Annotated in this window: 18 protein-coding genes; 10 read left to right on the top strand and 8 right to left on the bottom strand. The window is 73.1% G+C overall.

Going from position 1 to position 19,270, the window contains the following annotated elements; translation table 11 throughout:
• Window positions 1-51 precede the first annotated feature (51 nt).
• Window positions 52-933 carry a LysR family transcriptional regulator gene (locus tag K4G22_RS05045; protein WP_228078460.1) on the top strand — a complete coding sequence of 294 codons (882 nt, stop codon included), beginning with the start codon at window positions 52-54 and terminating at the stop codon, window positions 931-933.
• 358 nt (window positions 934-1,291) lie between these two features.
• Here K4G22_RS05045 and K4G22_RS05040 read toward each other — a convergent pair whose 3' ends face one another.
• The 4 genes from K4G22_RS05040 to K4G22_RS05025 form a co-directional block, all read right to left on the bottom strand.
• Complete coding sequence (locus K4G22_RS05040) at window positions 1,292-1,906, bottom strand: hypothetical protein (protein WP_228078459.1); 615 nt, start codon at window positions 1,904-1,906, stop codon at window positions 1,292-1,294.
• Window positions 1,907-1,915: 9 nt separating this feature from the next.
• A complete protein-coding gene (locus tag K4G22_RS05035; protein ID WP_228078458.1) occupies window positions 1,916-2,848 on the bottom strand; it encodes a carbohydrate ABC transporter permease in 933 nt (310 codons plus the stop codon).
• Window positions 2,845-3,807: a carbohydrate ABC transporter permease gene (locus K4G22_RS05030; protein WP_228078457.1), complete on the bottom strand. Its 963-nt coding sequence runs from the start codon at window positions 3,805-3,807 to the stop codon at window positions 2,845-2,847. The genes K4G22_RS05035 and K4G22_RS05030 overlap by 4 nt, the downstream gene beginning before the upstream one ends.
• 96 nt (window positions 3,808-3,903) lie before the next feature.
• Entirely contained in the window at window positions 3,904-5,208 is a 1,305-nt protein-coding gene (locus tag K4G22_RS05025) for an ABC transporter substrate-binding protein (RefSeq protein WP_228078456.1), read from the bottom strand.
• A 358-nt stretch (window positions 5,209-5,566) separates the two neighbouring features.
• Between K4G22_RS05025 and K4G22_RS05020 the strand changes: the two genes are divergently transcribed.
• Together K4G22_RS05020 and K4G22_RS05015 are read left to right on the top strand one after the other, a co-directional pair.
• Window positions 5,567-6,304: a GntR family transcriptional regulator gene (locus K4G22_RS05020; protein WP_228078455.1), complete on the top strand. Its 738-nt coding sequence runs from the start codon at window positions 5,567-5,569 to the stop codon at window positions 6,302-6,304.
• 209 nt (window positions 6,305-6,513) lie between these two features.
• Entirely contained in the window at window positions 6,514-7,227 is a 714-nt protein-coding gene (locus tag K4G22_RS05015; RefSeq protein WP_228078454.1) for a hypothetical protein, read from the top strand.
• Window positions 7,228-7,234: 7 nt separating this feature from the next.
• On the opposite strand, the gene K4G22_RS05010 is transcribed toward K4G22_RS05015, so the two are convergent.
• The 3 genes from K4G22_RS05010 to K4G22_RS05000 form a co-directional block, all read right to left on the bottom strand.
• Window positions 7,235-8,779, bottom strand: coding sequence for a substrate-binding domain-containing protein (locus tag K4G22_RS05010; protein ID WP_228078453.1), 1,545 nt, complete (start codon window positions 8,777-8,779; stop codon window positions 7,235-7,237).
• A 106-nt stretch (window positions 8,780-8,885) separates the two neighbouring features.
• Window positions 8,886-9,797: an NUDIX hydrolase gene (locus K4G22_RS05005; protein ID WP_228078452.1), complete on the bottom strand. Its 912-nt coding sequence runs from the start codon at window positions 9,795-9,797 to the stop codon at window positions 8,886-8,888.
• Window positions 9,794-12,943: an ATP-binding protein gene (locus tag K4G22_RS05000; RefSeq protein WP_228078451.1), complete on the bottom strand. Its 3,150-nt coding sequence runs from the start codon at window positions 12,941-12,943 to the stop codon at window positions 9,794-9,796. The genes K4G22_RS05005 and K4G22_RS05000 overlap by 4 nt, the downstream gene beginning before the upstream one ends.
• A gap of 177 nt (window positions 12,944-13,120) precedes the next feature.
• Here K4G22_RS05000 and K4G22_RS04995 point away from each other — a divergent pair, with 177 nt between their 5' ends.
• Window positions 13,121-14,023 carry an NAD(P)-dependent oxidoreductase gene (locus tag K4G22_RS04995; RefSeq protein ID WP_228078450.1) on the top strand — a complete coding sequence of 301 codons (903 nt, stop codon included), beginning with the start codon at window positions 13,121-13,123 and terminating at the stop codon, window positions 14,021-14,023.
• A 16-nt stretch (window positions 14,024-14,039) separates the two neighbouring features.
• Here the strand turns inward: K4G22_RS04995 and K4G22_RS04990 are convergent, their stop codons facing one another.
• Window positions 14,040-14,675, bottom strand: coding sequence for a TIGR03085 family metal-binding protein (locus K4G22_RS04990; RefSeq protein WP_228078449.1), 636 nt, complete (start codon window positions 14,673-14,675; stop codon window positions 14,040-14,042).
• Between the two features lie 104 nt (window positions 14,676-14,779).
• On the opposite strand from K4G22_RS04990, the gene hisI reads away from it, so the two are divergent.
• From hisI to trpM, 6 genes are all read left to right on the top strand, one after another.
• Complete coding sequence (gene hisI, locus K4G22_RS04985; RefSeq protein WP_228078448.1) at window positions 14,780-15,169, top strand: phosphoribosyl-AMP cyclohydrolase; 390 nt, start codon at window positions 14,780-14,782, stop codon at window positions 15,167-15,169.
• 11 nt (window positions 15,170-15,180) lie between these two features.
• Window positions 15,181-16,719: an anthranilate synthase component I gene (locus K4G22_RS04980; protein WP_228078447.1), complete on the top strand. Its 1,539-nt coding sequence runs from the start codon at window positions 15,181-15,183 to the stop codon at window positions 16,717-16,719.
• Window positions 16,716-17,345: a TIGR02234 family membrane protein gene (locus K4G22_RS04975; RefSeq protein ID WP_228078446.1), complete on the top strand. Its 630-nt coding sequence runs from the start codon at window positions 16,716-16,718 to the stop codon at window positions 17,343-17,345. The genes K4G22_RS04980 and K4G22_RS04975 overlap by 4 nt, the downstream gene beginning before the upstream one ends.
• A 94-nt stretch (window positions 17,346-17,439) precedes the next feature.
• Window positions 17,440-17,736 carry an HGxxPAAW family protein gene (locus K4G22_RS04970; protein WP_228078445.1) on the top strand — a complete coding sequence of 99 codons (297 nt, stop codon included), beginning with the start codon at window positions 17,440-17,442 and terminating at the stop codon, window positions 17,734-17,736.
• Window positions 17,737-18,122: 386 nt separating this feature from the next.
• Window positions 18,123-18,929: an indole-3-glycerol phosphate synthase TrpC gene (trpC, locus tag K4G22_RS04965; protein WP_228078444.1), complete on the top strand. Its 807-nt coding sequence runs from the start codon at window positions 18,123-18,125 to the stop codon at window positions 18,927-18,929.
• 7 nt (window positions 18,930-18,936) lie between these two features.
• Complete coding sequence (gene trpM / locus K4G22_RS04960) at window positions 18,937-19,161, top strand: tryptophan biosynthesis modulator TrpM (RefSeq protein ID WP_228078443.1); 225 nt, start codon at window positions 18,937-18,939, stop codon at window positions 19,159-19,161.
• The last annotated feature ends 109 nt before the right edge of the window (window positions 19,162-19,270 follow it).

The raw sequence follows: 19,270 nt of genomic DNA, 5'->3' as shown, positions 1-19,270 counted from the left end.
CCGCCGGGCGCCTGGCGGGGCCCATGGGCGCCATCACGGGAGGTGAGGACGGTGCAGCTGCAACAGCTGAGGTACTTCGTCGCGGTGGCCGACACGCGGCACTTCACCCGCGCGGCCCGCCGGGAGCATGTGGCGCAACCCTCGCTCTCCCAACAGATCAAGGCGCTGGAACGGGAGCTGGGCGCCGAGCTGTTCCACCGGGCGCGCGGACACATCTCGCTCACCGACGCGGGCGTCGCGCTGCTGCCCCTGGCCCGCCGCATCCTGGCGGACACCGAGACCGCCCGCCGCGAGGTGCAGGAGGTCGCCCAGCTGCGCCGGGGGCGCGTGCGCCTGGGCGCGCCGCCCAGCCTCTGCGCCAGCCTGGTGCCCGACGTGCTCCGCCACTTCCGTGACAGCTACCCGGACGTCGAGCTGCTCGTCCACGAGGACGGTTCCCAGGACCTGGTCCGCGCGCTGGCCGCCGGCCAGTTGGACCTGGCGCTGGTGATCACCCCGCTCAGCGGGCAGGCCCCCGCCCTGACCACCGACGAGCTGCTGCGCGAGGAGCTGGTGGTGATCTCCTCACCCACCGAACGTGATCCGCTGCCGTCCGGACCCATCCGCATCCAGGACCTGCGCGACCGGCCCCTCGTGATGTTCCGGCACGGCTACGACCTGCGGGAACTCACCCTGGCCGCGTGCCATGCCGCCGGATTCGAACCCACCTTCAGCGTGGCGGGCGGCGAGATGGACGCGGTGCTCAGCTTCGTCCGCGCGGGGCTCGGCGTGGCCGTCGTCCCCAGCATGGTCGCCGCCCGATCCGGCCTCCGCACGGCCCGCTTCGCCCCGCCGGGCCTCAACCGCACCATCTCCCTGGCCCACCGGGGCGACGTCTCCCCGACCCGCGCCGCGCGAGAACTCCAACACATCATCCTGAGCGCGGCGGCGTAGCGCGGACGGCTGGCGCCGGGCCTGGGGGAGGGGGACGGTGTTGTCGGTGGTTGGTGCCGGGGGTGGGGTGTCGGTTGTGCCGGGCTTGGGAGGGGCCGGGCCGCTGGCGCGGACGGCTGGCGCCGGGTTTGGGGGACGGGTTCGGCTGGTGGTTGGTGCCGGGCTGGGGTGGGCGGGCCTTGTATGAGGCCCGGTTCGGGGGCTGTGGGTTCCATGGCCGCTCGGGGGCGAAGGGGCAGGTGGCGATCGACCCGTCGCCCGCGGTCACCCCGAGCCGGACCACACCGTGGGCGTCTGCCGACAGGACCCGCCCGGGGTGACGAACCACCGTCCAACGTCCGCCCCCAGGGGCCGCGCCCTACGCGTCGGCGTCGGCGTCGGCGTGCCGGCCTTGGTGGCGGGACTCGACGGCCAGGGCGGCGAGGGAGAGGAGGCCGCCCGTCAGGAGGAGCAGCGGGGGGAGCATCCACACGAACACTGCGCACATCAGCCAGCCGAAGGCCAGGAGGACGGAGCCGCCCGGGTCGCGGAGGGCGCGTTCGGCCGTCTCGCCGAGCAGCGTGCGCGGGCGTGCGCCCGGCCGCCAGTCGGCCGCGGTGCGCAGCAGCAGCACCGCGAGCGCCAGCAGCAGGAGCCAGGTCAGGGCCAGCAGCCCGGCCGACCCGGGCACCACCCCGGCCTGGGCCAGGGACAGGTTCCACAGCAGCACCAGCGCGGCGCCCACCGCGCCGAGGGCCAGCGGCCACAGATCGCGCACGGCCGTGGTGAAGTCCCGCCAGAGGTCGGCCATCCGGACGCTCTCGCCGGCCAGTTGACGCCGCAGATGGGCGGTGCCGGCGGCCAGCGCGGGCAGCGCGGTGACCAGGGGGAGGGCCAGCGCCGCCACCACGACCCCCGTGATCACCATCTCGCCGAACAGCGCCAGCGGGCCGCCCCACCGCCGACCGTTGGTCCCGTCCGTGGCGCTCGTCACCGCGACACCTCAGCCCTTCAGTCCCTGTGTGGCCACGCCCTCGACGATATAGCGCTGGAAAAGGACAAAGAAGAGCAACACCGGAACCAGCGCGAGCACCGCGGCGGCCATCTGCGCGCCGTAGTCCGACACCGTCGTCTGGTCGGTGTACTGGCGCAGCATCAGCGGCAGCGGATAGCTGTCCGGGCTGCGCAGATAGATCAACGGCGCCAGGAAGTCGTTCCAGCTCCAGATGAAGGCGAAGATCGACGCCGTCGCCAACACAGGGCGCATCAGCGGCAACACGATGGAGAAGAAGATCCGGGGATGCCCCGCGCCGTCGATCCGCGCCGACTCGTCCAACTCCCTGGGCAGATTCCGCATGAACTGCACCATCAGAAAGACGAAGAACGCCTCGGTCGCCAGGAACTTTCCGATCAGCAACGGACCGTAGGAGTCGGTCCAGCCGATCTCGTTGAACATGATGAACTGCGGAATGATCACCACATGGAACGGCAGCAGCAGGGTGCCGATCATCAGGGCGAAGAAGATCCGCCGCCCCGGGAAGTCGATTCTGGCGAAGGCATAGGCGGAGACCGAACAGGAAAGGCAGATTCCCATCACCGAACCGACGGCCAGAATCATGGAGTTCCCGAAGAACGTCCAGAACGAAATGCCGCCGATTCCCTCCAGCGCCTTGCGGAAGTTGTCCAGCGTGGTCTCGTCCGGGATCAGCCCGGTCTGCCCGATGATCTGGTTGCTCGGCCGGAACGCCGAGAGCAGCATCCACACGCCGGGATAGAGGATCACCACGGCCAGGCCCCAGGACAGCACGTGGAAGAGAACGGTCCGCGCCCGCCGCCGGCGCCTGGCGCGCCGCAGCAGTTCGGCGTGGACCGGGGAGGGCGGCACGGGCGGCTCGGTGGCCTCCGGGGCTTCCTGGGTGTGACTGACAGTGCTCATCGGCCGTCCCCCGAGTAGTGGACCCAGTACTTGGAGGTCTTGAAGAAGACCAGGGTGATGATGCCGACCACGATCACCAACAGCCAGGCCATCGCCGCCGCGTAGCCGAGCTGCCCCTGACCGAATCCGCGCTGGTAGAGGTAGAGGGTGTAGAAGAGGGTGGAGTTGGCCGGACCGCCGGTGCCGCCGGAGATGATGAAGGCGGAGGCGAAGACCTGGAACGAGTTGATCGTCTCCAGCACCAGGTTGAAGAACAGGACCGGCGAGAGCATCGGCAGCGTGATCCGGACGAACTGGCGCCAGGGGCCGGCGCCGTCCACCTGGGCCGCCTCGTACAGCTCGTTGGGGATCTGCTTGAGCCCGGCGAGGAAGATGACCATCGGCGCGCCGAACTGCCAGACCGCCAGCAGGATCATCATCGGCAGGGTGAGATCGGGGTTCCCCACCCAGCCGCCGGCCGGCATCCCGAAGAACTGTCCGATGTCGTCCACGATGCCCTGGTCGTTGAAGACCGCCTTCCAGACGATCGCGACCGAGACGCTCGCACCGATCAGCGAGGGCGCGTAGAACAACGAACGGTAGGTGCCCTGTCCCCGGCGCCTGGAGTTCAGCAGCATCGCCACCCCGAGCGCGGCGACCAGCTTGATGGGCGTGCCCACCACCGCGTAGATCGCCGTGACCTGGGCGGAGTCCAGGAATCTGGAGTCGTCGAAGAGTCTGCTGAAGTTGTCGAGCCCGATCCAACTGCCACCGCGGATCGGGTGGTAGTTGGTGAAGGCCAGATAGAGCGAGGCCAACATGGGGCCGGCGGTCAGGGCGATGAAGCCCAGCAGCCAGGGCGCGAGAAAGGCGTAACCGGCCCGGGTCTCGGCCGCCCGGCGCCGCGCGCCCGGGGGCTTGGGCCGGCGGGTCGGCCGGTCCTGCGGAGCACCCGGGGACGCCTGTTGCGTCAGGGACATGAACAGCTTCCGTTCACAGGGGTCGTCGAGGAGGAGGGGATGGCATCCCCTGGAGCGTGCGCCGCGACCGACGGGGGGCGGTCGCGGCGCACGCGGTCACCAGGAGGCCAGCAGGTTCTCGGCCTCGGAGAACCAGCGGCTGACGAAGTCGTCGACGCTGATCTGTCCGTAGCCGAACTCGCTGCCCAACACGTCGACGTACTCGGCCTCGACCGAGCCGAAGCCGTCCGGGTGGAACGGGGCGGCCTCCGTCATGTGGCCCTCGTCCCGCATCCGCTCCTCGAACTCCACGATCCGCTCGTCGGGGCTGCCCGGCTCGACCTCAAGCGAGTCGAGGCGCTCCTGCGAGGCGGGGATGCCCAGCTCGGTGCCGATGATGTCGCCCGCCTCGGGGGAGTTGATCAGGAAGTCGATCAGCAGCGCGGACTCCTCGGGGTGCGAGGAGTTGGCGCCGACCGACAGCTGCATGGTCGGCTTGAAGAACGCGTGCTTCTCACCGTCGGGCCCCGAGGGCAGCGGCATCAGCTGGAGGTTGTCGTGGTCGGCGTCGTGCGAGGACTGGCTCAGCATGTTGTCCCAGTTGACCTCGGCCGCCGACTCACCGGCGGTGAACCCGCTCTTCGGCGCCAGCTGCTCGGTGCGGTCGGCGGGGAACGTCACGTTCTCCGGCTCCCGGAGCGAGTCCGCGCTGGAGATGAACTCCCGCATGTCGTCCTCGGTGAAGTTCAGCTCGCCGGTGTCCGAGAAGGGCTCGATGTCCCGCTGGATCAGATGCGTCATGAACATCCACCAGACCATGGTGTAGTCGGTGGAGCCGTAGACCCGCGGCTGGAGGTCGGCGCCGGCAGCGCTGACCTCCTCGATGAACGCGTGGAAGTCGTCCCAGGTGTAGTCCCAGTCGGGAACCTCCACCCCCAACTCGTCGAGCAGGTCCGGGTTGTAGTGCAGGGACATCACATTGGTCCCGGTGGGCACGGCGACCAGCTGGTCGTTGGCCCGGCCCGAGGCCAGCAGGTTCTCCTCGATGGTCGAGGTGTCCAGCTGGTTCCCCTCGAACTCGCCGAGGTCGTAGAGGAGGCCGCCGTTCCCGTATTCGAGGAGCCGGGAGAGGTCCATCTGCATCACGTCGGGCAGCTCGCCCGAGGTGGCGTCGGTGTTGCGCTGCGTCCAGTAGTCGGCGAACTCCGCGAAGCTGGTCTGCACCGTGATATCGGGGTTCTCCTCCTCGAAGAGGTCGACGGCGGCCTGATAGCGGTCGGCCCGGCCCTCGGTGCCCCACCAGGTGAACTGGAGGGTGACCTTTCCGTCGCCGCCCCCACTGTCCCCGCCGCACGCGGACAACGTGAGCGCGCCGACCAGGGCCAAGGCGACACCACCCAGTGTGGTTTTCCTGATGGGCATCCCTAGAGCCTCCTTGCTCTGTCGTGTGAATAACTCGGCCGTGAATCGATTCATTCAAGAGGTGAAAAAAAGCACGGCACAGCGTGACCGGGTCGTGGGGGAAGAGGCGCCTGCCCCGCACAGGAACGCAAGCGCTTTCGGTTCCCGGAGTCTGGCAACGCCCCGTTGGCCGCGTCAAGAGCTGCGCACCCGTGGGTTCGACGAAGTTGCGCCACCGTGTTCTTCGTTCGATATGTCGCACAAGTGTGGTTCTCCCGCCAGTTGGGGGGCTCCGTCGTGGTCGCCGCAGAGGGCTGTCCTACCTGTACGTACACCCTGTGCGAAGGTGGGGAGCCACCCTAGGGAAGAGAGGATCTCGATGGCTGCGACCGCCAGGCAGATCGCCGACCGGCTGCGGAAACGCATCACCTCGGGCGAGCTGACTCCGGGGGATCGGCTGCCGGGCGAGCCCGCGCTGGTGCGCGAGCACGGCGTGGCCAAGGAGACGGCGCGGCGCGCGTTGACGCTGCTGGTCGCCGAAGGGCTTGCCGTGCGCCGTCAGGGCAGCGGCACCTATGTCCGGGAGTTCCGCCCGATCCGCCGGGTGGCCAACCGGCGGCTGGCCAGGGACGGTTGGGGTGGCGGGCGGTCCATCTGGGCCGCTGACCTGGGGGAGCGGGAGCTGTCCGTCACCGACGTGCGGGTGGCGGAGGCGGCGGCGCCGGAGTGGGTGCTGGGTCCGCTGGCGCTGGAGGAGGGTGCGGCCGTGCTGGTCCGGGAGCGGGTGTTCGTGGTCGAGGGGGAGCCCGTCCAGGTGGCTACCTCCTATCTGCCCGCCGAACTGGTGCGAGGCTCGGCGATCACCCGCGCCGACACCGGTCCCGGCGGGGTCTTCGCCCGGCTGGCCGAACTCGGCCTCGAACCGGTTCGTTTCACCGAGGAGTTGCGGGCGCGCATGCCGGGTCGTGAGGAGTCGGAGCGGCTACGGCTGGGCGAGGCGACGCCCGTGGTGGAGATCTGCCGCACCGCGTTCACGGCGGCCGGCCGCGCCGTCGACCTCACCCGCATGGTGCTCGACGCCGGCGTCTACGTCCTGGAGTACCACTTGGACGGATAGCCGTCCGGTCCACGCCGCATCGAGGGGAGTCCGCACATCGCGGACTCCCCTTCTCGTGCTCCCCGAAGGGCGCCTTGACATCCCTAGGGAGATTTCCTTGAATATCCCTAGGGATGTAACGCCGCGTCAGTAGGCGATCGCGATGAACTGGCGCGTTTCGGCGTGCACAGGTCCCGCGGCAGGTTCTCGCTCAGAAGAGGTGCACCCTCATGTCCGACACCGACACCGACACCGACACCGACACCGAAACCGCGCCTGGTGGTGCCTCCGGGCTACCGCTCCCACCCATGCGGTGGGGGCCACGTCAGCTGCCGATTCCGTATGCCGCCCGCTGGAGCGGCGAAGCCCCCGACCTGGGCATGCTCGCGCCTCGTCCGGACGGCCGGGGGATCTGCTATCGCGATGAGCGGCGGACGGATCGGGATGACAACGGTGTGCTGTGGTGCCGCTTGGACGACGCCCCGGGGCGGGGACGGCCCAACTTCGGGCAGATGCATCCGAAGCGGCAACGAGAGGCCCAGCTGGGGCGGTTGTGCCAGGTATGTGGCGGGCCGGCGAGCCGGACCTCGCGTGGGTGGCTGTTCCTGATGCCGCTGCCCGACCCTTCCGTGTGGCGGAACCAACCCGGCTGGCCGGAGGGTGCTCACTCCACCAAGCCGCCGCTGTGTGTGCGGTGCGCGGTCGACTCGGTGCGGCTGTGTCCCCACCTCAGGCGCCCCTTCGCCGTCCGGGCGCGGAAGGCGACACGGTACGGCGTGTTCGGGGGGTTCCTGCTGCCCGAGGCGGGAGGTGGTCTGAGGCCGTTGCCCGGGGACGAGTACCTGCCGTACGGGCATGCGGATGCCCCGTTCTTTCTGGCGCAACAACTCGTGGTGGAGCTTAGGCGGTGCACGCCGGTTGATCTCGATGACGAGCGCTCCTGACTGCGCCTCACTCCGGCTGGCAGAGGAGGGGGTTCTGGAGTTCCGTGCAGGGCCGGTGGCCGTGGGCGCGGATGATGTCGCGGCCCACCTCGTTGGTGAGGTAGCGCAGGAAGCTCGCGGCCAGCGAGTCGGCCGGCAGCTCGCCGTAGGTGTAGGCGAGTTCGGTTTCCCAGAACGGGTAGGCGCCGTGGTCGGCCGCCTCCGTGGCGGCGGCGTGGCCGTCGATGCGGAGGAGGGGTAGGTCGTCGCGTTCGGTGGCGGCGCCGAGTTCCGCGTAGCCGATGGCGCCGGGGGTGTCGGCGACGGCGGCCAACAGGTCGGCGGTGGTGCGGCGTTCGCAGCGGATGACCTGGTCGGTGGCGCCGGGGTCGCGGTCGCGGCAGTTGTCGGAGGTGCTGGCCGGCTCGCGGCGGCCGTCCAGGACCTGCCGTTGGAAGGTGCGGCGGGTGCCCGAGTCGTCGTGCCGGCTGACGAGGCGGATCGGGAGGTCGGCGCCGCCCAGCTCCGTCCAGTTGGTGTGGGTGCCGTCGAAGATCCGGCGGATCTGGGCGAGGGAGAGGTCCTGGACGCCGGCCTCCTCGTTGGCCACCAGGGTGAACAGGGAGAGCGCCACCGGGCGCGGCAGCAGGATGGGGTAGCCCTCCTCCTTGGGGCCGTCGGAGAAGGCGAGCGTCGCCGGGGCCCCGTCCTTATGGTCCCGGCCCGCGCGGTCGAGGGCGGCGAGGCCCTGGGCGCTGCCGCTGGTCGCGACGGTGATCTCCGCCTCGGGGCAGGTGTCCCGGTAGGCGTCGGCGGCCTGTTCCAGCACCGGGGCGAACGCGGTGGAGCCGGTGAGGGTGAGGTGGCCGGTCGCGCAGTCCAGCGGGGCCGTGGTGTCGTCCGAGGCGAGGGAGATGCCCAGCTGGGTGACGATGACGGCCGCGAGGAAGCAGATCAGCGCGATGGTGGGGAGGGAGGTTCCGGTGCGGCTTCTGGTCTCCGGGATGTCCCCGGAGCCGACCCCGCCCTTGACGGCGCCGACCACCTTGGGCGGGGCGAACTCCGTACCCGGCGGGCGGGGTTCGTCGTTCTCGCGCTCCAGTGCCGCCAACACCTTGTAGTGGGTGCCCCGGTTCATCGGGATCTTGGGCAACAGGATGGCGCCGTCGCGGACTTCGAGCCCCGAGTCGCCCTCGAACGACGGCCGCAGATGCTCGTTGCTCAGCTCGGTCACCACCATGCCCGCCACCCGCCGGCCGGGGAAGAGGACACGGATGCCGACCTTGTCCCCCTCGGGCACGGCGTAGTCGCTCTCGTCGACATGGGTCGCGCCGTTGTTCTCGAAGCGCAGCAGCACGAACGACGGATCGCGCAGCCGGCTGCCGTTGTCGTGTTCGAGGCGCTGGAGCGCGCCGCCGTAGGCGGAGTGGACCTCGTCGGTGGCGATGGTGTCCATCTGGACGCGGTAGCCGAGCCGTTTGCGGCCGACGAAGACGAACTCGTAGAGGGCGGCGATGATCGGCACCACCAGGCCAAGCACGGCGAGGGCGACGTCCCACCGAAAGTTGTCCACAAGGCGAATGTATGGGCGAATCTGACGGGCCGTGAGAGACGACGGCAAGGCTTCGACCGGTGTTCACCGGCGGGCAACCAGCCCTGCCCCGGGCTCCGTTGACGCCTCAGCCGGGAAGCTGGTCCGCCGTGCGGGCGACGGTGTCGGCCAGTCGGGTCAGCAGGATCTCCTCGGGCGCCGGCACGATGCCCAACGCCCGCTGGGCGGCGCGGAGCCGGTCGGGGCCGACGGGGGCGGGGGCGGGACGGCCCAGCCGTTCCGCCCACCGGGGGGCGCCCAGCATCAGCTCAAGCGCCTCGCCCAGGGTGTCGGCGAGCAGCGTCGACTCGCCCTCGGGGGAGGCGTACCACACCGCGCCGTCGACCAGGTGGTAGGTGCCGCCGGCCGCGCAGCCGGCGATGGCCGTGGGCGCAGCGCCGGGGGCGGTGCGGCCGATGTCGAAGTCGCACGCCGCGCCGAGCAGGCGCGCCAGCGCCGCGTCCGCCGCGATCCGGGCGAGCAGCGTCGCGTCGTCGGGCGGTCGCGGGGCGCCGAGGGCCCGCGCGGCGACCCGGTAGACGAGCTGGTCGGCCGAGCGCTTGTTCTCCTTGAGCAGGTGCAGCCGGTCGGGCCCGAACCAGTCGTACGTCGGATGCTTGGACCACTCCAGCCGGGGGCGGGACAGATCGCCCGTCACCTCCACCACGAAGTCCGCCTCGTGGCGGGGGCCGAGGCCGTCGTCGCCGACCCAGGTCTCGACGCCGAGGAAACGTGTCACCCGCCGCACCCGCCAGCCGGTCTCCTCCGCGACCTCCCTGACCAGGGCCGCCAGCAGCGTTTCGCCCGGCTCCACATGGCCACCGACCAGATCCCAGGTGTCGGGGAACAAGCGCCGTTCGGGGGAGCGGCGTTGGGCGAAGACGCGGCCCCTTCCGTCCAGGATCGCGGCACCGGCCACCCACACCTCGCCGGCGGCCGGGGTGGGGAACCGGACCCCCGCGTCGATCGTGACGGGCCCGGCGGGGGGTCGTGCCGTCAACGAAGCGCCTCCTCGGGCGTCCGCGCGGCGCCCGCCGCGTGCTCCCGCGCGAACGCGGCCGAGCCCAGCGCCGTCCGCGCCGCCTCGGCGGCGCGGTCCACGTCCCACCGCTCGGCCGGCGGCAGCGGGGCGCCGACCGCCCGGCGCGCGGCCTCGGCCGCGCCGAGCAGCCGGGCCGCGCGGGCGGCCCGGCCGAGCCCGGCCTCCGCGCCGGCCAGCCCCTCCAGGGCCAGCGCCACGGCGCGCGGATCCGCGACCGCGCGGGCCGCGCGATAGCCGGCGAAGTGGCGCCGCAACGCCTCGGCGTGGTCGCCTCTCAGCTCCGCGACATAGCCCAACTGGGCCTGGACGAAGGCCACTCCGGCGGTGCCCTCCACCCGGTCGAGCCAGCGCAGCCAGGTGGTGAGCAGCTCCTCGGCGGCGTCGAGCCGGCCCTCCCTGCGGGCGACCAGGGCCAGGCCCGTCTCGGCGAACTCCTGCCCGGTCCGGTCGGAACTCTCGACGGCCAGCCGCCTGGCCCGCTCCAACAGGCGGGTGGCGCCCGGCAGATCGCCGGTGAGCAGCGCCATCCGGCCGAGCCCCGAGAGGCGGGACGCCACCTCAGTCCACAGCCCGAGGCCCTCGGCTGCGGCGACATCGTCGCGCAGCCGGCGGGCCACCGCCCCGTACTCGCCCCTGATCTCGTCGACCACCCACAGCGAGTAGCCCGCCTCAAGACGCCCCCAGGCGTCGCCGAGCGCCTCGAAGAGGGTCAGTGACCGGCGGGCGTCGCGCTCCATCGCGTCCCAGGCGGCGTCCCCGATGGCGAGCCGGGCGCGCAGGCCGAGCGCCGCCGCCTCCCCCCAACGGTCGCCCAGCGCACGGAAGGTCGTCAGCGCCTCCTCGATGCGGTCGCGGTGCACGGCGGGATCGCCGTAGGCCCAGGTCAGCAGCGAGAGGAACCACTGGGCGTAGGCCCGGCCCGCCGGATCGTCCAGGGTGGCCCAGTGGCGCAGCACCTCCTCGCCGCGCTCCACCGGGCCGGCGCCGGCGTCCGCCCCGACGCCGCCGGAGAGCGCGACATACCAGGCCAGCGCCGTGGTGCGGGACGTCTCCCCGGCCTCGCCCCGGACGGCCAGCGCCCGCTCCAGGGAACGTCTGGCCTCGCCGTGCCGGCCGCGCAGGAACCACCACCAGGCGAGGGAGTCCACCAGCCGTAGCGCCTGGTCGGCCGCCCCGGCGCCGGCGGCCCACTCCAGCGCGCCGCGCAGGTTCGCCGTCTCGGCGTCCAACACGCCCATCCACCGCCGCTGTTCGGGCCCGCGCAGCAGCGGCGCGGCGCGTTCGGCCAACGCCAGGTGGTACGCGGCGTGCCGACGCCTGGCCTCGTCCTCGTCGCCGGCCTCACGCAGCCGCGCCAGGCCGTAGGCCAGCACCGACTCCAGCAGCCGGTAGCGGCCAAGGGCCGGGTCGGCGACCACGAGGGAACGGTCGACCAGCCGCGTCAGCACGTCGAGCACCGACCAGTCGCCGGCCGCCACCGCCTCGGCTGCGGCGAGGCTCCAGCCGTCCTCGTGCACCGAGAGCCGGCGCAGCACCGTGCGCTCAGGTTCGGTCAGCGGCTCCCAACTCCAGTCCAGCACCGCGCGCAGCGTCCGCTGGCGGGCCGGCGCGTCCCTCGGCCCCGAGGCCAACAGCGTGAACCTGTCGTCCAGCCGCGCCGCCAACTCCCCGATCTCCAGGGCCCGCACCCGGGTCGCGGCCAGCTCAAGGGCCAGCGGCAGGCCGTCCAGGCGGCGGCAGATCGCGGCCACCGTCTCGACGTTGTCGGGACGCACGGCGAATCCCGGCGCGGCGGAGGCGGCGCGGGCCGCGAACAGCCGCACCGCGCTGTACTCCTCCGACGCCACGCCACCGGCCGGCGGCAGCTCAAGCGGCGGCACCGCGCGCAGCGTCTCGCCGCCGACCGACAGGGGCTCCCGGCTGGTCGCCAGCACCCGCAACTCCGGCGCCGCCGCCAGCAGCCGGGCGACCAGCGCGGCCACCGCGTCCAGCAGATGCTCGCAGTTGTCCAGCAGCAGCAGCGCCCGGCGGGCGGCCAGCGCGCCGGCCAGCCGCTCCGGCAGCGACGCCGCCCCGCCGGAATCGGCTGTCTCCCGCACACCCAGCACCGCGGCCACCGCGTCCGGCACCGTGTCGGGGCCCTCGGCGGCCAGCTCCACCAGCCAGACGCCGTCCGGGAACGTCTGCGCGAGGCCCTCGGCCACCGCCAGCGCCAGCCGGGTCTTGCCGACGCCGCCTGGCCCGGTGAGCGTGACCAGACGCGCGGTGGAGAGCGTGCCCCGCACCTCGACGATCGCGCGTTCCCGGCCGATCAGCTCGTCGACCCGGGCCGGCAGATTGCCCGGCGGCCGGGCCGCGAGCGACGCGTCATGGTTGAGCAACGAGCGGTGCAGCGAGGCCAGTTCGGGGGACGGATCGGCCCCGAGCTGCTCGGCGAGGCCGGTCCGCAGCGCCTGGTAGGCGGCCAGCGCGGCGTCCTGCCGGCCCGCCTGGTACAGCGCCCGCATCCGCAGCCCCACCAGCCGTTCGTGCAGCGGATGCCTGGCCTGTGGCTCGGCGAGCTCAGCGAGCACGGCCTCGTGGTCCCCCAGGGCGAGCCGCGCCTGGGCCCGGTCGGCGAGCGCGCCGAGCCGCAGCGTATCCAGCCGGGCGATCACCGGCGCCAGCAGCGGCTGGTCGGCGAAGTCGGCGAACGCCTGGCCCCGCCACAGCCCCAACGCCCTCTCCAACGCGGCCAGTCGGGCCGCCGGCGCGGCCGAGCCGCCGGCCTCCGTCACCGCGTCGGCGAAGCCGCCCGCGTCGACGGCGTCCGGCGCGATGTCCAGGGCGTAGCCCGCGGGACGCCACACCACCAGCGCCCTGCCGCCCGGCTCCGCCCGCTCCAGGGCGCCCCGCAGCTGGGAGACCCGCGCCTGGAGCGTGCCGGCGGCGGCCCTCGGCGGGCGCGGCCCCCACAGCTCGTCGATCAGCAGATCCCGGGAGAGCGGCGCGCCGGGGTCGGCGAGGAGCAGCGCCAACAGGGCCCGGACCTTGGTGTCCGGCACCGGAACGCGCCGTCCCTGATCCGTCCACACGGCCAGTGGACCGAGCACCCCGAAACGCATCCGCCCAGGCTAACCGCCGCACCGGCCGACCCGTGGCGCACCCGTGGCGATCCCGAAGCGCCACCGCGCACAGTGCCGGCACGGCGAACGGGCCGCACGCACACCGGGACGACCCCGACGGCGACCCGCACGACCCGAACGACCCGAACGACATGAGCGATGACGAGGAGAACCACCATGGCGACACGTGAGCCGGTCACCGTGATCGGGCTTGGCCCGATGGGCACCGCGATGGCCGAGTCCCTGCTGGCCGCCGGGCACCCCACCACCGTGTGGAACCGCACGGCCAGCAAGGCCGAGCCGCTGGTGGCGCGCGGCGCCACCCAGGCCGCCAGCCCCGAGGAGGCGCTGCGCGCCGGCGAGTTGGTCGTGATCAGCCTGATCGACTACGCCGCGATGTACGCCGTCCTGACCACCGCCGAGGGCGCGCTGGCCGGCCGGGTGCTGGTGAACCTCAGCTCCGGCAGCCCCGAGGAGCTGCGCCGGGCCGGCGACTGGGCGGCCGGGCACGGGGCGCAGTTGGTCACCGGCGGCATCATGACCCCGCCGCCCGGCGTCGGAAAGACCGGCGCCTATGTCTTCTACAGCGGACCCGAGGCGCCGCTGCGCGCCCACGAGGAGGCGCTGGCCGCCCTGGGCCGGGTCGACCACATGGGGACCGACCCCGGTCTCTCGATGCTCTACTACCAGGCCATGCTGACCCTCTTCACCGGGACGCTGGTCAGCCACATGTACGCGAGCGCGCTGATCGCCTCGGGCGGGGACCAGCCCGAGGCGCTCTACCCCTACGCCGCCGAGATGGTGACCGGGCTGGCCGAGGAAGGCCCGATGGGCTATCTGCGGATCGTCACCGAGGAGGTCCAGGCCCGCTCCTACTCGGGGGAGGAGAACAGCCTGCACATGCAGGCGGCCGGCGCGCGGCATGTGGAGCAGGCCTACGCGGAGGCGGGTCTCGACGCGGAACTGCCGCGCGCCATCCGGCAGCTCTTCGAGCGCGCGGTGGACGCGGGGCTCGGACACCGCAGCCTGACCGCTTCCTACGAGGTGATCGAGAAGCCGGAGCCCCGGCCCGCCGGCTGAGCGGGGGCGCCCCCGCTCAGCCGAGGCCGAGCTTGGCGGACATGGCCCTGGCCACCGCGTCCTCGTCGCCCTCGAAGCCCACCCGGGCCGTCTCCTGCCGGCCGGAGGCGAACATCAGCAGCTCGCCAGGATCGCCGGTGACCGTCACCACGGGGGTGCCCTTGTGCGCCACCACCGTCTGCCCGTTGGGCCGGCGCAGCACCAGACCGACGGGGCTGCGCCGGCCCATGATCCGGCCGGCCGTCTCAAGGCGCTTCCACAGCGCGTCCGAGAAGACCGGATCGAGCGAACGGGGCTCCCAGTCCGGCTGGGCACGGCGGATGTCCTCGCCGTGGACATAGAACTCGACGACGTTGGCCGCCTCGTCGATCTGCTTGAACGAGAACGGGGACATCCGGGGCGGCCCGGTCCTGATCAGCTGGAGCAGCTCGTCGTAGGGCTTGGCGGCGAACTCGTCGCGCACCCGCTCCCCCCGGGCCGCGAGCGGCTTGATGATCGCCCCGCTCGCCGCGTCCGCCCGGCGCTCCCGCACCACCAGGTGCGCGGCCAGGTCGCGGGTGGTCCAGCCCTCGCACAGGGTGGGAGCCTCGGGGCCCGCGTTCTCCAACAGGTCGGCGAGCAGCAGACGTTCACGTTTGGCATGGGTAGACATGCGCACAAGGGTATGCGGTGCGCCCCCGTTTCCCGGGAGTTCCCGCGGTCGCGCGGGGCTTCCTGGCGGAAACGGGTCGGGCGCCGGCGGGGCAGAATGGGGGCATGTCCAGCACCCAGGCGCCCCGACTCGACCCGGCCATCGCCGCGCGGCTCAAGCGCGACGCGAACGGCCTCTTCCCCGCGATCGCGCAGCAGTACGACACCGGCGAGGTGCTGATGCTGGGCTGGATGGACGACGAGGCCCTCCGGCGCACCCTGGTCACCGGGCGGTGCACGTACTGGAGCCGCAGCCGCCGCGCGTACTGGGCCAAGGGCGACACCTCGGGCCATGTGCAGCATGTGAGGTCCGTGGCGCTCGACTGCGACGGCGACACCGTGCTGGTCCGCGTCGACCAGATCGGCGCCGCCTGCCACACCGGGGACCGCACCTGCTTCGACGCCGACGAACTCCCGCTGGGCGAGGGGGCGCAGGTCGCGCGGGGCATGGCCTAGGGTCAGGGGCCATGACGACTGAGGACATCGACCGCTTTCGGGTGCTCGCCAAGGAGCGGCGGGTCATCCCGGTGACCCGTCGCCTGCTCGCCGACGGCGACACCCCGGTCGGTCTGTACCGCAAGCTGGCCGCCGGCCGGCCCGGCACCTTCCTGTTGGAGTCGGCGGAGAACGGCCGCACCTGGTCCCGTTACTCCTTCGTCGGGGTGCGCGGCGCGGCCACGCTCACCGTGCGGGACGGGCGGGCCCACTGGGTGGGACGGCCGCCGGCCGGGGTGCCGACCGGGGGCGACCCGCTTGAGGTGCTGCGCGAGACGCTGCGGGTGCTGCACACCCCGCGCGACCCCGAACTGCCCCCGTTCACCGGCGGCATGGTCGGGTACCTCGGCTACGACGTGGTCCGCCGCCTGGAGGCCATCGGCGACTCCACCACGGACGATCTGCGGCTCCCCGAGCTGACGATGCTGCTCGCCGCCGACCTCGCCGTCCTCGACCACCGCGACGGCACCGTGCTGCTGATCGCCAACGCCTTCACCGACCCGCCGGCGCCGGGCGCCCCCGACGAGGACCGGCTGCCGGCGATCCACGCGGACGCCGTGGCCAGGCTCGACGCGATGGCGGCCGATCTGGCCCGGCCCCTCGCGCTGCCGGCCGTCGAGCTGCCGGCCAGCGAACTGCCCACGTTCACCGCGCGGTCGGGCGGTGCCAGCTACCGTGGCGCGGTCGAGGCGGCCAAGGAGTACATCAGGGCAGGCGACGCCTTCCAGGTGGTGCCGTCGCAGCGCTTCGACGCGCCCTGCACGGCCAGTGCCCTGGACGTCTACCGGGTGCTGCGCACCACCAACCCGAGCCCCTACATGTATCTCTTCCGGTTCGCCGGCGACGAGGCGGCCGGTGAGAGCGGGTTCGACGTGGTGGGCTCCAGCCCCGAGGCGCTGGTGAAGGTGGCGGACGGGCGCGCCATGCTGCACCCCATCGCCGGCACCAGGCCGCGCGGCGGGACACCGGGGGAGGACGCCGCGCTGGGCGAGGAGCTGCTGGCCGACCCCAAGGAGCGGGCCGAGCACCTGATGCTGGTCGACCTCGGCCGCAACGACCTCGGCCGGGTCTCGGTGCCGGGCACGGTCGAGGTGGTCGACTTCATGACGGTGGAGCGCTACAGCCATGTGATGCACATCGTCTCCACGGTCACCGGGCGGCTGGCCGAGGGGCGCACCGCCTTCGACGCGCTCACCGCCTGCTTCCCCGCCGGCACCCTCTCGGGCGCCCCCAAGCCGCGCGCCATGGAGATCATCGAGGAGCTGGAGCCGACCAGGCGCGGCGTCTACGCCGGCTGCGTCGGCTATCTGGACTTCGCCGGCGACGCCGACACCGCGATCGCCATCCGCACCGCCGTCCTCCGCGACGGCGTCGCCCATGTCCAGGCGGGCGCCGGGGTGGTCGCCGACTCCGACCCGGTCGCCGAGGACACGGAGTGCGCCAACAAGGCGGCGGCCGTTCTCAGGGCGGTGGCCACGGCGGGAAGGCTGCGCGGTAGCGTGGAGGGGTGACCCGTGACCCCTCCCACAGCCCGAGCGCCAGGGCGACGCGTCGGGCGCTCGGCCTGGCGCTGCTGTTCGGCGCCGCCGGGGCCGCCGTCGTCCTGATCTCGGCGGGGCAGACCTGGGGCGAGGGCGACGCCCAGGGCGGCGGCGCCGAACTGCCGGTGACGGCGAGCGGCAGCGCGGTCTCAGGACTGCCCAGCGCGCTGGCGCTGGTCGGTCTCGCCGCGCTGGTCGCGGTGTTCGCGGTGCGCGGAACGGGCCGGGTGGTCGTCGCCTCCGCGTTGGCGCTCAGCGGCGCTGGTTCGATCGGCGCCGCGCTGCTCGGCGCCGGCGACACCAAGGCGCTGGACGGCGTGGCGGTGGAGACCATCGGCATCACCGATGTCGCGGTCACCTCCGTGAGCCACACCGGTTGGCCCTGGCTCTCCGCGCTGGGCGGGCTGCTGCTGCTGTGCGCCGGGCTGTTGGCGCTGAGCTACGGACGCCACTGGCCGGCGATGTCCAGCAGGTACGAGCGCGCTGGCCGGTACGAGCGGGGCGGCCGGTACGACCGGGGCGGGCGCGACGCCGGCGACCAGGACCGCCCCGAGGACATCTGGCGGGCCCTGGACCGGGGCGAGGACCCCACCTAGGACTGTCGGCGTGGCCTGCCACAATGGGAGGTGGGCGAGGGAGACACCCGCTCAGGACCTTCCGTTCGTCGTTTCGTTTCCGAGGAGCACACACATGGCGGGCAAGTACCACCACGGCAACACCCCTGCCGCCTGGACCGGGGTGATCATCGCTTTCATCGGGTTCTGCGTCTGTAGCTACTTCACCGTTGTCGCCGAGCCGTGGGGCGTGGCCGCCGGCGGCGTGGTGCTCCTGCTGGCCTGCGTGGTCGGCCTGGTGATGCGCTCGATGGGCCTCGGCCAGGAGCCCGCCGTCTCCCGGAGCCCCAGGGAGCCGCGGGAGTCGGCCGCCGGATCGGTCGACGTCCCGGCGCAGTCCTCCGGCGAGCCCAAGCCGGCCGCCACCACCTGAGGGCCGTCGCCGAGCCGTGGTGAGTCTGGTCACAGAACGGCGCCCGCCGCTTCGGCCGGGTCCACCCCTGACCGCCGTCGCCCCGCAGGGCGCGGCGGTCGGCCATGTGGCGCGCGTCAACCCCGGGCAGGGCCGCGGCGCGCCGCCGGCCCGCCCGGCCATGGCGCCCGGAGGGCTCCAACGGGCCGCGCCCACCGCGCCGCGCACCCGTGCACCGTTCCCGGCCCTGGGCCTCTGACCTGCGCGAACGGCGGGCTCCAGGCGCGGGGACCGCACCGGCGCCGGGGGGTGTCCCCGCGCCGTGGGCGGGTGGTACGGGTGTCGGCGGTGCCCGATACTATCGATGGGGATTGCCCTCCCCACACCGACAGGAAGGGGCCGGTCGCGTGAGTGTGCTCGACGAGATCATCGACGGAGTCCGAGCCGACCTCGCCGAGCGGCAGGCACATGTCACCCTCGACGAGCTGAAGGAACGCGCCGCCTCGGCCCCACCGGCCAAGGACGGTGTCGCGGCGCTCAAGGGCGACAGTGTCACGGTGATCTGCGAGGTCAAGCGCTCCAGTCCGTCCAAGGGCGCGCTCGCCGCGATCGCCGATCCGGCCGCGCTGGCCGCCGACTACGAGGCCGGCGGCGCGGCGGCGATCTCCGTCCTCACCGAGCAGCGCCGGTTCGGCGGCTCGCTCGCCGACCTCGCCGAGGTCCGCGCCCGGGTGGACATCCCGGTGCTGCGCAAGGACTTCGTGGTCACCGCCTACCAGCTGTGGGAGGCCCGCGCGCACGGCGCCGACCTGATCCTGCTGATCGTCGCCGCGCTGGAGCAGCCGGCGCTGGTCTCGCTGGTGGAGCGCGCCGAGTCCATCGGCCTCACCCCGCTGGTCGAGGTGCACGACGAGGACGAGGTGGAGCGCGCCGTGGACGCGGGCGCCCGGATCATCGGGGTGAACGCGCGGAACCTGAAGACCCTGGAGGTGGACCGCTCCACCTTCGAGCGGGTGGCCCCCGAGATCCCCGGCGGCATCGTCCGGATCGCGGAGTCCGGGGTGCGGGGCCCGCACGATCTGATCGCCTATGCCAACGAGGGCGCCGACGCCGTGCTGGTCGGCGAGTCCCTGGTCACCGGCAAGGACCCGCGCGCCGCCGTCGCCGACCTGGTCGCCGCCGGCGCCCACCCGGCGCTGCGGCAGGGGCGCTGAGGCGCGGATGACCCCCGGACACCCGTACGGCACGCCGAGGCGCGGCGCTCCGCCGCCCGCCGGCGGGATCGCGGCGCGCGGCGCCCGGGGCGCCCGCCCGCGCGGCTGCCGCGCCCCGGCCCGCCGGGTGTTGGGGCGTCGGGTGCGGTACCACATCGGTGCCGAGCCGGGGCAGGTGCGAGGCCGCCGATGGCCGGCCGGTTCGAGGTCAGGGGCGTTCCGCCAGGGCTGACGCACGCCGGCACTCCGTGCCCGTGATGTCACGCGCCCCGGCGCGCCCGCGCCGAGGGGCGCCGCCGCACGCCTCCGTGCGTCCGTCCCTCCCCGGTCACCCCAGGCAC

Source organism: Streptomyces profundus (assembly GCF_020740535.1).
Classification (GTDB): Bacteria; Actinomycetota; Actinomycetes; order Streptomycetales; family Streptomycetaceae; genus Streptomyces; species Streptomyces profundus.
This window is presented reverse-complemented; position numbering and strand designations above follow the sequence as displayed.

Excerpts from the sequence above, each read along its gene's own strand:
- K4G22_RS05035 (WP_228078458.1), bottom strand. The coding sequence starts at position 2,848 with ATGAGCACTGTCAGTCACACCCAGGAAGCCCCGGAGGCCACCGAGCCG.
- K4G22_RS05030 (WP_228078457.1), bottom strand. The coding sequence starts at position 3,807 with ATGTCCCTGACGCAACAGGCGTCCCCGGGTGCTCCGCAGGACCGGCCG.
- K4G22_RS05025 (WP_228078456.1), bottom strand. The coding sequence starts at position 5,208 with ATGCCCATCAGGAAAACCACACTGGGTGGTGTCGCCTTGGCCCTGGTC.
- K4G22_RS05020 (WP_228078455.1), top strand. The coding sequence starts at position 5,567 with ATGGCTGCGACCGCCAGGCAGATCGCCGACCGGCTGCGGAAACGCATC.
- K4G22_RS05015 (WP_228078454.1), top strand. The coding sequence starts at position 6,514 with ATGTCCGACACCGACACCGACACCGACACCGACACCGAAACCGCGCCT.
- K4G22_RS05000 (WP_228078451.1), bottom strand. The coding sequence starts at position 12,943 with ATGCGTTTCGGGGTGCTCGGTCCACTGGCCGTGTGGACGGATCAGGGA.
- K4G22_RS04995 (WP_228078450.1), top strand. The coding sequence starts at position 13,121 with ATGGCGACACGTGAGCCGGTCACCGTGATCGGGCTTGGCCCGATGGGC.
- K4G22_RS04990 (WP_228078449.1), bottom strand. The coding sequence starts at position 14,675 with ATGTCTACCCATGCCAAACGTGAACGTCTGCTGCTCGCCGACCTGTTG.
- hisI (WP_228078448.1), top strand. The coding sequence starts at position 14,780 with ATGTCCAGCACCCAGGCGCCCCGACTCGACCCGGCCATCGCCGCGCGG.
- K4G22_RS04980 (WP_228078447.1), top strand. The coding sequence starts at position 15,181 with ATGACGACTGAGGACATCGACCGCTTTCGGGTGCTCGCCAAGGAGCGG.
- K4G22_RS04970 (WP_228078445.1), top strand. The coding sequence starts at position 17,440 with ATGGCGGGCAAGTACCACCACGGCAACACCCCTGCCGCCTGGACCGGG.
- trpM (WP_228078443.1), top strand. The coding sequence starts at position 18,937 with ATGACCCCCGGACACCCGTACGGCACGCCGAGGCGCGGCGCTCCGCCG.